The sequence below is a fragment of the Anabaena sp. UHCC 0451 genome (assembly GCF_034931405.1).
Classification (GTDB): Bacteria; Cyanobacteriota; Cyanobacteriia; order Cyanobacteriales; family Nostocaceae; genus RDYJ01.
This window is the reverse complement of the sequence record NZ_JAYGHA010000014.1, coordinates 87,855-101,121: the sequence shown is the minus strand read 5'-3', so window position 1 is coordinate 101,121 and position 13,267 is coordinate 87,855. Positions and strand designations below refer to the sequence as shown.

At 39.7% G+C, this 13,267-nt stretch carries 13 protein-coding genes; 3 read left to right on the top strand and 10 right to left on the bottom strand.

Features of this window, described 5'->3' with window-relative positions; all coding sequences use genetic code 11:
• Positions 1-21 precede the first annotated feature (21 nt).
• Entirely contained in the window at positions 22-849 is an 828-nt protein-coding gene (gene map, locus VB694_RS11725; RefSeq protein WP_323360546.1) for a type I methionyl aminopeptidase, read from the bottom strand.
• 230 nt (positions 850-1,079) lie between these two features.
• Here map and VB694_RS11720 point away from each other — a divergent pair, with 230 nt between their 5' ends.
• Together VB694_RS11720 and VB694_RS11715 are read left to right on the top strand one after the other, a co-directional pair.
• On the top strand, positions 1,080-1,652 hold the full coding sequence (locus VB694_RS11720; protein ID WP_323360493.1) for an L-threonylcarbamoyladenylate synthase: 573 nt from the start codon (positions 1,080-1,082) through the stop codon (positions 1,650-1,652).
• Between the two features lie 12 nt (positions 1,653-1,664).
• Positions 1,665-2,600 (top strand): HAMP domain-containing sensor histidine kinase, encoded by a 936-nt coding sequence (locus VB694_RS11715; protein ID WP_323360492.1) that lies wholly within the window; start codon positions 1,665-1,667, stop codon positions 2,598-2,600.
• Here the strand turns inward: VB694_RS11715 and VB694_RS11710 are convergent.
• The 6 genes from VB694_RS11710 to VB694_RS11685 form a co-directional block, all read right to left on the bottom strand.
• A complete protein-coding gene (locus VB694_RS11710; RefSeq protein WP_323360491.1) occupies positions 2,542-3,009 on the bottom strand; it encodes a GNAT family N-acetyltransferase in 468 nt (155 codons plus the stop codon). The genes VB694_RS11715 and VB694_RS11710 overlap by 59 nt on opposite strands.
• A gap of 557 nt (positions 3,010-3,566) precedes the next feature.
• Positions 3,567-4,412, bottom strand: coding sequence for a formylglycine-generating enzyme family protein (locus VB694_RS11705; protein WP_323360490.1), 846 nt, complete (start codon positions 4,410-4,412; stop codon positions 3,567-3,569).
• A gap of 364 nt (positions 4,413-4,776) precedes the next feature.
• The gene (locus VB694_RS11700; RefSeq protein ID WP_323360489.1) at positions 4,777-5,193 is read right to left on the bottom strand and encodes a hypothetical protein; all 417 of its coding nucleotides are present in this window, start codon (positions 5,191-5,193) and stop codon (positions 4,777-4,779) included.
• A 55-nt stretch (positions 5,194-5,248) separates the two neighbouring features.
• Positions 5,249-6,226, bottom strand: a complete 978-nt coding sequence (secF, locus tag VB694_RS11695) for a protein translocase subunit SecF (protein ID WP_323360488.1) — start codon at positions 6,224-6,226, stop codon at positions 5,249-5,251.
• Complete coding sequence (secD, locus tag VB694_RS11690; protein WP_323360545.1) at positions 6,223-7,635, bottom strand: protein translocase subunit SecD; 1,413 nt, start codon at positions 7,633-7,635, stop codon at positions 6,223-6,225. Before secD ends, secF begins: the two co-directional genes overlap by 4 nt.
• Positions 7,636-7,803: 168 nt before the next feature.
• Positions 7,804-8,787, bottom strand: a complete 984-nt coding sequence (locus VB694_RS11685; protein WP_323360487.1) for an alpha-ketoacid dehydrogenase subunit beta — start codon at positions 8,785-8,787, stop codon at positions 7,804-7,806.
• Between the two features lie 406 nt (positions 8,788-9,193).
• Here VB694_RS11685 and trxA point away from each other — a divergent pair, with 406 nt between their 5' ends.
• Entirely contained in the window at positions 9,194-9,511 is a 318-nt protein-coding gene (trxA, locus tag VB694_RS11680; RefSeq protein ID WP_323360486.1) for a thioredoxin, read from the top strand.
• Positions 9,512-9,616: 105 nt separating this feature from the next.
• On the opposite strand, the gene prmA is transcribed toward trxA, so the two are convergent.
• The 3 genes from prmA to panB form a co-directional block, all read right to left on the bottom strand.
• A complete protein-coding gene (gene prmA / locus VB694_RS11675) occupies positions 9,617-10,537 on the bottom strand; it encodes a 50S ribosomal protein L11 methyltransferase (RefSeq protein ID WP_323360485.1) in 921 nt (306 codons plus the stop codon).
• Between the two features lie 145 nt (positions 10,538-10,682).
• Positions 10,683-12,263, bottom strand: a complete 1,581-nt coding sequence (gene serA, locus VB694_RS11670) for a phosphoglycerate dehydrogenase (protein ID WP_323360484.1) — start codon at positions 12,261-12,263, stop codon at positions 10,683-10,685.
• Positions 12,264-12,342: 79 nt separating this feature from the next.
• Positions 12,343-13,122 (bottom strand): 3-methyl-2-oxobutanoate hydroxymethyltransferase, encoded by a 780-nt coding sequence (panB, locus tag VB694_RS11665; RefSeq protein ID WP_323360483.1) that lies wholly within the window; start codon positions 13,120-13,122, stop codon positions 12,343-12,345.
• Between the last annotated feature and the right edge of the window lie 145 nt (positions 13,123-13,267).

The window sequence follows — 13,267 nt, the reverse complement described above, 5'->3', positions numbered from 1 at the left end:
CTAAATTTCTATTAATTTGAGTTAAACTTCTGATCTATCAGTTAAAATCTCATAACCGCTTTCTGTTACTAATACAGTATGCTCAAATTGAGCAGATAAAGCATTATCAACTGTTACCGCAGTCCATCTATCAGATAAAATTCGGGTATTTTTAGAACCAGCATTTAAAATTGGTTCAATGGCTAAAGTCATACCAGCACGTAATTTTACATTAGGAATATCACGGGTTCTGTAGTTAAATACTGCTGGTTCTTCATGTAGATTTCTACCTACACCATGACCTGTAAACTGTTCTACCACACTAAATTTATTAATTTTTACATGGTCTTCAATCGCACCAGCAATTTCTGCTAGGTGGACACCAGCTTTTACCTGTTCAATGCCTTTAAATAAAGCTTCTTCCGCTACACGAATCAATCTAGCAGCTTCTGGTGTAACATCGCCAACAGCGATAGTTATACAGGAATCACCATGAAAACCCTGATAATAAGCTCCTGTGTCAACTTTTAACACATCTCCTGCCCGAATTACTTTTTTAGGGCTAGGAATACCATGTACAACTTCATGATTAATACTAGAACAAATCGAAGCCGGAAAACCGTGATATCCTTTAAAGCTAGGTGTTGCACCCATTTCTCGGATACGTTTTTCTGCGTGAACATCCAAATCAGCGGTAGTCATTCCTGGTTGGACTAACTCAGAAATTTCTTTGAGAACAGTGGCGACAATCTTCGCTGATTGTCGCATAATTTCAATTTCGCGGGGAGATTTAATTTCAATACCCCGGCGTTTTCTGGGTGCGGGTTTTGGCTGTGCGGGTTGAGAAAGTAAGTTACTGAAAATGTTCATCATGTAATTTAGCAATTACCGGTGCTTTACGGCTTAGGTTTCAATCTGTTGAGATTTATTGAGAAAAATATCTATATTTACGTTAACTTATTTTGCACCGCTGGAGAAATGCAGATGATTGGTGGATGATTTTACCATCCTAGTGATTGGAAATCACTGCTACACAGACAAAACCCGTCTGCACAGGTTTCTGTCAACAATAGATAAGTAGTTTTCTGATTTTGATATTTATGAATGTTTCTCTAGAAGTCCTGATAAACGCTGCAAAAGCGGGAAAATTAATTAGCTTCCCGACAGATACCGTACCTGCACTGGCCAGCATACCCAAACAAGCAGAATTAATTTATGCTGCTAAACAACGCAGTTTAGATAAACCTTTAATTTTAATGGCTGCTAAAGCTGAAGATTTATGGGATTATGTTCAAGGTAGCGAGATTGAATATCAAATATGGCAAAAAGTTGTCAATCAATATTGGCCTGGTGCGTTGACTTTGGTGTTACCAGCTAGTGACAAAATTCCTACAGTCATGAATCCTACTAATCCAACTACTATTGGCATTAGAGTACCAAATCATCAAATTGCTCAAACTATTTTGGCACAAACTGGACCAATGGCTACGACTAGTGTCAACTTATCAGGACAACCTGCTTTAGAAAATCGCATCGAAATAGAAGTTAATTTTCCCGAAGTTCTCACTTTAGAATCTACAGAATATAAAGGTTTGGGAATACCTTCTACTGTTGTTAAATGGACAGGGAATAATTGGCAGATTTTGCGACAAGGTAATATTAAATTGAATTAGAATTAGAAAATTATGATTTTTAGTAATTGGTTATATCTAGGAACAGGATTAGGATTAGGAATAGGTTTTTGTAAGTTATTTCTACAGTCATCAAAATCTCCATATAGCCCTGCGCCAATCGTCCCACAACAGCCGGAAACCGAAATTTCGGAAATCTTAGTGGAATTAAAACAAACCCAATTAGCCTACGAAATGGCTAGGGAAATGAGTCAGTTTAAAGCTGGCTTTTTAGCTAGAATTACCCATGAATTGCGATCGCCTCTCAATGGTTTAATAGGATTACATCAATTAATTTTGAATGATTTGTGCGAAAATCCAGCAGAAGAAAGAGAATTTGTTGGACAAGCGTACGAGCGATCGCTAAAATTGTTAAAAATGATTGATGAAATTCTGAGTGTGTCCAGAATAGAACATGGAACGAACAAATTAGAAATTCAGCCTATTCAGTTAAAGCAAATTTTTCAGGAAGTCCATAAATTAACTTATATGCTGGCTGCAAATCGTAATTATCCCTTTACTATTTCATTTCCAGAATCGGAAATTTACATTTTAGCAGATATGCGCTGGTTACGGCAAATAATCGTCAATTTAATAGATACTACCATTTTACAAATGGAAGAAGGCAGTATTTATCTTTCTGCCAGTATTGCATCTACAAATGATTTTGTTCATATTTGGCTTGATGTCCCAAATCATGCTGTAATTTCTAGTGAATCAATAGATTTGATGACATCTGAAAATGTGACCAAGCAAGAAAACACTCAGCTATCTTCAGGAATGAAATTATTACTTAATCAAAGATTATTAACTGTGATGGGAGGAAAATTAGAAGTTATTTCCTCTCCTATCACCACAGAAGTCACACAGGATTGGACTAGGTTACAAATCTCTATCCCCTTAACGATTCCTGAAGTTGAATTTCTCCAGTCTCCAGAGGAGCAAAATTAGACTGATTATATAGTACCATCGTTGTTGTGCTATTAGTTTGAAACCCAATCTTTTCGTAAAATGTCTGTTGATGAGTAGTCATGAGATAAACACGTTCTACTTGCATGATTGGATGAGTTAAAACGGTTTCTACTAATTTGATTCCTAGTCCCTTTCCTTGATACTCTGGATGAATGACAACATCCCAAATTGTAGCGCGATAGATGCCATCAGAATTACCTCTAGCAAACCCAATCAGTTGCTCTCTATCCCAAACCGAAATAACTGGTTCACTATTGGCAATAGCTATGCCTAGATTCTCTATACTACGCTCTTTTGCCCAAAATGCGGCAATATTAAACAAATTCTGAAGTTGGTAAAGATCAATTTTGGCACGGCCTTCACTAAACTGAATTTGACGTTTGTTCATTTATAGACACTCAATTTTGTTAGTATCTTCGCTTCTGTTATGGCATATTTTCCTGGAAATTACGGAAACTGTATATATATATGCAACTAACAAAATATTAATTTCTTATTAAGAAGAATTTTGTCTGAATCAGGATTTTCGGTTACTGAGCGAAGTCGAAGTACGGGATTAAAAGATTTACAGGATGATGACTGTTTAATTGTTATCTATAAATACATTTTTTTTCTTAACCCTCAAATCAAAACCCTATATCTTTTGAACTATCAATCCTGACATCCTCAAAACCTCAAATTCCACAAAAATCATGAAAATCATCCCCAAAATCCCAACAAACAATCATTAAATAACATCCTGCAAATCCTGCAAATCCTGGATATCCTGATTCAGACATTGACAAAATTCTCAGTTTCGACTATGCTTATGTTATTAGTGGAAAAGTATGCGCCCATATATATAAGGTTTCCACATACAGTATTCATTCAAAAAAATTCCGCTAGGCGGCGGGGGCAGGGGACAAGGAAAAAGAGCAGAGGACAAAAGGGCAAGAGTATAAAGAGCTACAAATTCCTCGTCGCACCACTACAAACAACCCGAAAACCGATATCGTAGTCGTAGCTGAGAAGGAAGTCGTTGCCGCGACAAGCAGAATAGCAACTATCAGGATCGTCGTTCCACGAACCACCGCGCACTATCTTCATATTGCCTAGATTAATCAAAGCACTACCATTTGTAGGCGCATTTATATAATTTTTCTGCCAGTCATCTTCACACCATTCCCACACATTCCCGTGCATATCATACAAACCAAAAGCATTAGGGGGAAAAGAACCTACATCAGTGGTTTGTTGTCGATATTTACCTGTCGGTGCATCGGCGTAAGCCCGTCTACCATCATAGTTTACCAAATCTGGGGTAATACTTTCACCAAAATAAAAAGGTGTAGTTGTTCCCGCCCTACAAGCATACTCCCATTGTGCCTCACTGGGCAACTTATAGTTTTTACCTGTTTTTTGACTTAACTTTTCACAAAATCTAACTGCATCATTCCAAGTCACACATTCAACAGGACGATGGTTGGTGAGCGGAGTCGAACCACTACCTTTGAAGTAAGCAGGGTTATTTCTCGTGATAGCTTGATATTGTGCTTGAGTCAAAGGATATTTACCGATAAAGAAGCTGGGAACAGTAACTTGATGTTGGGGACTTTCACTAGCGAGTCTTCCCTCTTCATTTTCCGGTGAACCCATGTAAAATGTTCCTGCGGGTATTTCCACCATTTCCAACATCACTCCATTTCCCAAATCTTCCACAAAGTAATTTGCTGACTGGTTGCGTTTGTTGATAATGCTTCCTTTATTGTTGGTGGTGACAACTTCAAAAGTGAAAGTTTTCAGGTTAAGCATAAATATCTAAAGCCGGAGTGAAATTACTTCTATTTTCAAATTGTTCTGGTGGTGCAAAAACCGGAGTTTTGGCATTAGCATATATATATGGGCGCACTATTTTCCACCTATAACAATAAGGATAACTCAAGCTTTGAGCTTTGTCAAGTCTAAATTGTCAGAATCAGGATGTCCAGGATTTGAGGATTTTCAGGATAAAGAGGAAAATAATAATGTTGGTGGTTGCAAAGCCTATATATATGGGCGCACACTTTCCCACTCATAACATAAGGATAAAACAATCTGGGGATTTTGTCAAGTGTTGATTTGATTATTTGTCTGCATCAGGATGTCCTAATTCAGACAATAAAAATCCTGATTCAGACTAGGAATTAATTACAAACTTCCAAAGAGGATGAGTCGGTCCCTGCTGACGTATGCGACAAACTTGTTTTTCTAAACGTTGTTTTTCCGGTTGTGGTAGTCCTAGCAAAATATTGCGACTTTGCCACACCAAAACAGAAACCGTCATCCCAATACAAAAAGCTAACCCCAGGGTAGACAGGGGATGGAAAACAAGTCCATACCGCACTGCTGCCCAGGTAAAATATTGCTTCCACAATACAAATTCTGTACGTAAATTCCACAGGCAAAGAGGAGCAATCGTCAACCATAAACATCCAGCAAATATCCACCTACCCAATACTGTTAGCTGGTGTAACCTCTGTACTTGCTCAATAAAAGCAGCATCAGATTTGTCAACGCTTGAGTTATTAATTGGTGGTTCTTCCTGTAGTTCCATAGGTCGTCATTGAAGACTGGTGAGATAGGTTTTTAAAGCCTCAAGCAAGCCTGGGTTAACTGTCCTGAGATCCGATGGATGTATCAATTGTATCTATTGTATATTTTTCATTGCGCTCTCGCCACCAAGTCAGAAGCGTACTAGCAACGAAAATACTGGAATAACCACCTGCTACAAAGCCAATAATTAAAGCCAGAGAAAAATATTTCAACGTTTCCCCACCAAATAGGAAAATAGCAAATAACGACAGCATACTTGTTAAGCTAGTGTTGATTGACCTGGACAAAGTTTGATTGACAGAATCATCAACAATTTCTGCAATTGGTTTTTGGGGATTGGTTTTTATAGTTTCCCGAATCCGGTCATAAATTACAACCGTATCATTAACAGAGAAACCTGTGATAGTCAGCAAGGCGACAATAAATAGGCTATCTACTTCTACACCTGCAACCAAACCCAAAATTGAGAATATCCCTGCTGTAATGAAGACATCGTGAAATGTAGCAACGATCGCAAAAACAGCATAATCCCATTGGAAGCGGAAGCTCAAGTAGATAATAATACCTATAAAGGAAACTATTAAAGCTACAATCCCAGTCCTAAATAGTTCTTTTCCTAATGTCGGACCAACAGAGTCAATTTGATTTTTTTGCGGGTCAAAAGTACCAATTTTTTCACTTAAAGCAGTTTGTAAATTAGTACGCTGGTCGGTTTCCAGGTTTTTGGTGCGAATAGTGATGCCATTTTCTTGGCCATTTTCCGAGATTAATTGAATACTACTATCTCCTAGTTCCTGGTCTTTAGCAACTTCCCGCACAGCATTAATATCTATTGGGTTGTCACAGTTACCAGGTAGGCTACAGTCCCGAACTAACTGTAAGCGTGTCCCACCGATAAAATCTAAACCAGGACGCAGAGGTGCTTTAATGTTGGGATTTTGCCAGGATATCACCATTGAGATGATACCGCTAAGAATAACAGCGGCAGAAATAGTCCACCAAAGATTCCGCCATTTGTTAATATGTAGTGTCATCTAGCCACCTCCGCTTTATTTGCTGCTGTCAGGTTAGGACAGTAGAGTTCTGTTTTCCGCAATGAGGGAATGGAAACAGCTAAAAACATTAAAGTGCGACTACAGGTAATAGCAGTAAACATACTCACTGCTACCCCTAAAGCTAAGGTGAGGGCAAAACCTTTAACTAACCCAGAACCTAACCAAAATAGGGCAGCGCAAGCAATCCAGGTAGTAACATTACTATCTAAAATACTGGAAAATGCCCGATAAAAACCAGATTCTACAGACCGATACAAAGATTTACCTGCTCGTAATTCTTCCCTTGTGCGTTCAAAAATTAACACGTTGGCATCAACCGCCATACCAATACTGAGAATAAAACCCGCTATTCCTGGCAAAGTCAGGGTGACACCTAACAAAGCAAATGTAGCCCAAGTGAAAAGGGAGTAGATTACTAGTGAAAAATCAGCAATCAGTCCTGGCAGTCTATAATAAACCACCATAAAAATTAATACCAAAACCAGACCACCGATACCAGCATAAATGCTGCTTTTAATACTATCTTTACCCAAAGTCGCGCCCACTGTTCTTCTTTCAGCAATTTCCACAGGTACGGGTAACGCGCCACCTCGTAACTGTACACCTAAGTTATTGGCTTCTTCTGCCTGAAAACGTCCTGTAATCACCGCAGCACCACCAGTAATACCAGTCGCAGCAAATTCTGGACCGACTGTGGGAGAACTAATTAATTCATTATCCAGAAAAATACCAATAGCGCGACCTGTACCTGCTAACTTTTTAGTCAAATCTGCAAATAGTTCACCACCCTTGGGATCGAAGCGAATAGCAACATTCCAATTATTGCCTTGGGTAGGTTCTCCTTGAGCATCTTTGAGATATTTACCAGTTAATGGTGGGTTAGTGCTTGCAAATAATTCGGCGATCGCTTGCTGATTTTTCTTTAATTCTGCTTGATTTTCATCAATAGCTGCTTGATCCTGTGATTTTCTTAACTCTTCCTGCTTATTTTTGAGTTCTGTTTCTGACACTCTAAAAGCCAGTAGTTGAGTGTCTGTATCCGCCTTTTGAGTCCGAAATTCTAACTGTGCTGTACCCCCTAGTACCCGTTCTGCTTGTTCGGGATCATTCACCCCAGGTAACTGCACTAAAATTTTATCATTACCTACTGTTTGAATTACTGGTTCAGAAACACCGAGACCATTAATACGGCCTTCCACTACTTTCTTGACTGCTTCCAATTCGCGTTCGGTGATTTCCTTAATTTCTTCGGTTGTTTTCACCTGAATTGTCAGCTGTGATCCTCCCCGCAAGTCCAGCCCTAAAGGTACTGGAATTGTTGCAATCACCGTTATAGCGGCAATTACCAAAACTACAATTAATGCTAATAGCGATCGCTGTTTTTGCATACCATCACTCATAACTGACAAAGGCTATAATAACGTTCTTTTTGTCAGGTTTGAGTAGAAGATTTCACAGGAGTCAGGGAACAGGGAACAGGGAACAGGGAACAGGGAACAGTTAATTGATTCTTTCTATTACCCATTACCTATCACCCATTACCTATCACCTATCTTCTAAACTCGCAAAGCCACCATTTTCTGCACTGCTTCGACAATTTGCTCTGGTTGCACAATTGTTAACCGTTCCAAATTACCGTTGTAAGGTGTAGGAATATCTTGGGAAGAAAGCCGCAGTACAGGCGCATCTAATTCATCAAATAACCTGTCATTGATGGATGCAGTCAATTCTGCGCCAATACCACCAGTTCTCATACACTCTTCCACAATCACCACACGGTGGGTTTTCCGTATGGAAGCACCAATAGTATCAAAATCTAGAGGCTTAAGAGATATCAAATCAATAACTTCTGGATCGTATCCTTGTTTTTCCAAAGTTTTGACGGCTTGCAATACATGATACCGCATCCGAGAATAGGTAAGAATTGTCACGTCTTTACCCTTGCGGACTACTTCTGCTTTATCCAGTGGTAGTATGTATTCTGTTTCTGGCAGATTTTCTTTTAAGTTGTAAAGTAAAACGTGTTCAAAAAATAACACTGGGTTATCATCGCGGATAGCGGCTTTCAATAACCCTTTAGCGTTGTAAGGTGTGGAACAAGCCACAATCTTTAATCCTGGAACTGCTTGAAAATAAGCTTCTAGTCGTTGGGAATGTTCTGCACCTAGCTGTTTACCCACACCCCCAGGTCCACGAATTACCATCGGGATTTTAAAGTTACCGCCAGAAGTGTAGCGTAGCATACCCGCGTTATTAGAAATTTGGTTGAAAGCTAGGAGCAGAAAGCCCATGTTCATGCCTTCAATGATAGGTCTTAACCCAGTCATTGCCGCACCTACAGCCAAACCTGTAAAGCTATTTTCCGCAATGGGGGTATCTAAGACTCGCAGATCACCATACTTTTTGCATAGGTCTTTGGTAACTTTATAAGAACCGCCATAGTGTCCTACGTCTTCACCAAGAACAAATACGCTAGAGTCGCGGGACATTTCTTCATCGATGGCTTCCCGCAGAGCGTTGAAAAATAGTGTTTCTGCCATTTAGACCTTTATCACAATTTATTGTTTTCAAATTTTATCGCGCCACCGTCCCTAATAACGTCAGCGATCGCACTCTTATTGAGAACAGGTGACAGGTGACGGGTGACAGGAATTAAGATTCCTCATTTTTAAAATTGAATTATCCTACGTCCGTATCTCTTAATACAAGTATTTTGATAATTCATGATCACACATAAATACAGACTCAATATTTAATTAATTCGATTAACACAAATCAAAAAGAATTATCTGCTTTTAGTAAAAAACTTAATAATCGGATTCTGATCTGGAAAATCAACCAATATTAACCGAAATGATCATTTCTCAAGAAAACATAAAATTACGCTGATTTTATACCCTAAGAATTACCATTAAAACAAACAAATAAAAATTGGTGTGTACCATCATGACAACTAAAAGGGAATTTAATAGTTTTGAAGAAATGCTATCTGGTTCTGATATCCCAGTATTAGTAGATTTTTACGCTGACTGGTGCGGTCCGTGTCAGATGATGATTCCAATTTTAGAACAAGTTAACCTGCAATTGAGAGACCGTTTACGGATTGTCAAAATTGACACAGAAAAATACACCCAGTTAGCAAGTCAGTATGGAATTGCTGCCTTACCAACCCTAGTATTATTTAAGAACGGTCAACCAGTAGATAGAATTGAAGGTGTAGTTCAAGCACCACAGTTAGTACAACATTTGCAAACCCTAATTTAATCTGGTGATTGGTAATTGGTAATTGGTAATAGGGGAGAAGAAAAAATTACATCTTCCCTATTCCCTGTTTCCTGTTCCCTATTCCCTGTTCCCTGTTCCCTATTTTTAAGAACGTCTTGCATTTAAACAACACCATTCTTTTCTTTTCCACAAAGTAGCCACAACCCAGCCATTTTGTTCTAAAACATCAGCCACAGCTTTAGATTGTTCTAATAAAATACCGCTAAATATACCCCAGGTAGTAGGTTTAATAATAGCGCCCATTTCTGGAATTAACTCAATAATTACATCAGCCAAAATATTGCAGACAATACCATCAACTGGTTGGGCAATTAGTTTTGTTAAAATATCTACACTACCCTGGGCTGGAATCAACTGTTCTGAATTAATATCATTGAGAGCGCGATTGCTAAAAGTTGATTTTACCGCTAAGGGATCAGTATCGACAGCATAAGCTTTCTTTGCACCTAGTAGTATGGCACCGATAGAAAGAATACCTGAACCACAGCCAATATCTGCGATTACCAAAGGTTCTTTTTTTTCCTCATTATTAACGAAAGCTGTTGGTACTTCACTGAGGCGCATTTCTAGAGATTCTAAACATAACTGTGTTGTAGCATGATTACCCGTACCAAAAGCCACGCCTGGATCAAGGCGAATCACTAACCGTTCTAATGAGTCCGGTAGTGGTAGCCATGCGGGATTAATCAAGAAGCGATCGCCTATTTCTTGAGGTTGCCAATACTGTTTCCAGCTACTAGCCCAATCTTCTTCATCAATTAAATCCCAGTGTAGCAGTGGAGATGGTAATCCTATACATAAAGCATCTTGACGCAACCATAGTGACAACGCCGACAAATCCAGTAGCTGTGCTTGAAAGCTAGGCAAATAAGCCTTTAATAGTGAAGAATTCCCCTTACTTTCGCTGGCCGTACCACGACAGCCAAAACCTTCCAGTCGCCAAAAGATACAATCTTCTAGGTCTGGTTCACATAAAATTTTCAGTTCCCACCAGGTGTTTGCCATATAATTTTAGATTTTAGATTTTAGATTTTAGATTTTAGATTTTAGATTTTAGATTGGCTATAGGTGATTTATGATTGCTCATTAAACAGAACAATAAATTAACTACCTGTGTTCAATCCAAAATCCAAAATCCAAAATCCAAAATTTAGAGTGTTACTGTATACGCATCCCGAATACCGGATACTTGTTTAATTTCATCCAAAATGCCATCGGGTAAAGGATCATCAATACTCAAAGCCATTACCGCATCGCCACGGACGATTTTTCGCCCTACCTGCATACTGGCAATATTCACATTAAAACTACCAAGTAAAGAACCTAGTTTACCGATAATTCCCGGCATATCCCGGTGCAGAGTGAACAGCATATATTTGCTAGGTGGCACATTAATCGGAAAACCATCAACATCAGTTAAGTGAATTTCCTTATCACCCAATAAAGCACCTGTAACAGAATGAGTACCTAAAGTACCTGTAGCTTCCAAATGCAATGATCCTGCATAGTCTCGCGCCGAGGCATCCCTGGTTTCAATGACGCGAATTCCCCTTTCTTTGGCTTCTATAGTGGCGTTGACATAATTTACTCGTTCCCGCAAGGCTTGGTAAAGTAGTCCTTTCAGCGCCGCTATGACTAAAGGCTGACTTTTGTTAGTTGCCAGTTCTCCCTGTAGTTTGACCGTCAGTGTTTCTACCCTGCCACCGGCTAGTTGTCCTACCAAGTTACCCAAGGTTTCCGCCAACTGCATATAGGGTTTGAGTTCCTCCAGGATATCGGGTCCGAGTCCAGGAATGTTGACCGCAGAACGGGCGGGAAGTCCTAAAATAACATCACGGATTTGTTCAGCTACGTCTATGGCTACATTCACCTGGGCTTCGGTTGTGGATGCACCTAAGTGCGGAGTGAGGATCACTTCTTTACCCAGCGATCGCAAATCAGATTCTCCCAGTGGTTCAGACTCGAACACATCCAACGCTGCGCCACCGATTTTACCCTCTTTAACCGCTGCTGCCAAAGCTGCCTCATCAATGATACCACCACGGGCGCAGTTGATAATTTTAGCAGTGGGTTTCATCTTCGCTAAAGTTTTAGCGTTGATTAAATTGGCAGTTTCTGTGGTTTTGGGGATGTGTAAAGTGATATAGTCTGCTTGTTGGAACAGTAAATCTAAATCTACCAACTGACAACCAAGTTGTTCAGCCCGTTCTGTGGAAATAAAGGGATCGTAGGCTAATAATTTCATCCCCATGGCTTTAGCTACAGTAGCAACATGAGAGCCAATTTTACCTAGCCCAACAACACCGAGCGTTTTCTTATATACTTCCACACCTACAAAAGTTTTCCGATCCCACTCTCCTCTTTTTACAGAAGCATTGGCATCGGGAATATGACGGGATAAGGATAACATCATTGCCAGTGCGTGTTCAGCCGCTGCAATGGTGTTTCCTTCAGGAGAATTAACAACTACGATACCTTTGCGGGTAGCAGCCGGAACATCCACATTATCCACACCTACACCAGCACGACCAATAATTTTTAATTGTGTGCCAGCTTCAATAATTTCTTGAGTGACGCGAGTTCCAGAACGGATCATGAGCGCGTCATAATCACCAATAATTTCTATCAGTTCTGCTGGTTTTAGACCTGTTTTGACATCAACTGTCGCAACTTGGGAAAGAATATCAATACCAGCTTGATCAATCGGATCGGAAACAAGAACCTTAGACATGATTACTGCATTTAAAATTAGAGGTTTTGCTGTACAAGACTTTTAAGTTTAGTCTTTATCTGTAACAATTAAGCAAAAATTATCTGTTTTGATAGGACTGCCCATCTCGCACTTCTAAAGCATAATTCTGCACAGCCTTGGTAATTTCTTCTCGCAAATTTGTATAAACTTTAGCAAATGGCGGTTGTTTTTCTGAAAGTCCCAAGACATCAGATGTAACTAAAATCTGACCATCACATTCTGAACCTGCACCAATACCAATAGTGGGAATCCACAATTTTTGGGTAATTTCTAATGCTAAATTTGCGGGTATATGTTCTAATACTATGGAGAATACACCAGCTTGTTCGAGAGCGATCGCTTCATTTAAAATTCTCTCTCCCTCTGCCTGTGTTTTCCCTTGTTGTCTTAACCCGATTTGATGGATTGATTGCGGTGTTAAACCAACATGACCCATGACCGGAACACCAGATTGGACTAATCGGGTTACAGTCTCTATCATTGCCGGATGCCCACCTTCCAATTTTACCGCCTGTGCGCCAGTTTCTTTCAGCACCCGTCCGGCTGAGTGCATAGCTTGAGAGATACTTTCTTGATAGGTTAAAAATGGTAAATCGACCACAACCAAAGCCCGTTTGACACCACGACGTACAGCTTTAGCATGGTGAATCATTTCATCGAGAGTAATTGGCAGTGTTGTTTCATAACCAAGCATAACTGCCAAGGAATCCCCGACCAGGATTAAGTCTACATCAGCTGCGTCTAACAATTGAGCGATCGCATAATCCCAAGCAGTCAAAGCGACAATTGCCCGTCCCTGCTGTTTCCATTGTATTAATTGCTGGGTAGTAATTGCCATAAACAATTTTAGATTTTAGATTTTAGATTTTGGATGAGGAGTCAGGAGTCAGGAGTCGTAGGGGCGTATCCCTAACGGGACGGGAAGCATCAGCATTCGGTGTAAAGGTGAAGCATTCGGTGTAAGGTCGAAGCATTCGGTGTAA

Excerpts from the sequence above, each read along its gene's own strand:
- map (WP_323360546.1), bottom strand. The coding sequence starts at position 849 with ATGAACATTTTCAGTAACTTACTTTCTCAACCCGCACAGCCAAAACCC.
- VB694_RS11720 (WP_323360493.1), top strand. The coding sequence starts at position 1,080 with ATGAATGTTTCTCTAGAAGTCCTGATAAACGCTGCAAAAGCGGGAAAA.
- VB694_RS11715 (WP_323360492.1), top strand. The coding sequence starts at position 1,665 with ATGATTTTTAGTAATTGGTTATATCTAGGAACAGGATTAGGATTAGGA.
- VB694_RS11710 (WP_323360491.1), bottom strand. The coding sequence starts at position 3,009 with ATGAACAAACGTCAAATTCAGTTTAGTGAAGGCCGTGCCAAAATTGAT.
- VB694_RS11705 (WP_323360490.1), bottom strand. The coding sequence starts at position 4,412 with ATGCTTAACCTGAAAACTTTCACTTTTGAAGTTGTCACCACCAACAAT.
- VB694_RS11700 (WP_323360489.1), bottom strand. The coding sequence starts at position 5,193 with ATGGAACTACAGGAAGAACCACCAATTAATAACTCAAGCGTTGACAAA.
- secF (WP_323360488.1), bottom strand. The coding sequence starts at position 6,226 with ATGACACTACATATTAACAAATGGCGGAATCTTTGGTGGACTATTTCT.
- secD (WP_323360545.1), bottom strand. The coding sequence starts at position 7,635 with ATGCAAAAACAGCGATCGCTATTAGCATTAATTGTAGTTTTGGTAATT.
- VB694_RS11685 (WP_323360487.1), bottom strand. The coding sequence starts at position 8,787 with ATGGCAGAAACACTATTTTTCAACGCTCTGCGGGAAGCCATCGATGAA.
- trxA (WP_323360486.1), top strand. The coding sequence starts at position 9,194 with ATGACAACTAAAAGGGAATTTAATAGTTTTGAAGAAATGCTATCTGGT.
- prmA (WP_323360485.1), bottom strand. The coding sequence starts at position 10,537 with ATGGCAAACACCTGGTGGGAACTGAAAATTTTATGTGAACCAGACCTA.
- serA (WP_323360484.1), bottom strand. The coding sequence starts at position 12,263 with ATGTCTAAGGTTCTTGTTTCCGATCCGATTGATCAAGCTGGTATTGAT.
- panB (WP_323360483.1), bottom strand. The coding sequence starts at position 13,122 with ATGGCAATTACTACCCAGCAATTAATACAATGGAAACAGCAGGGACGG.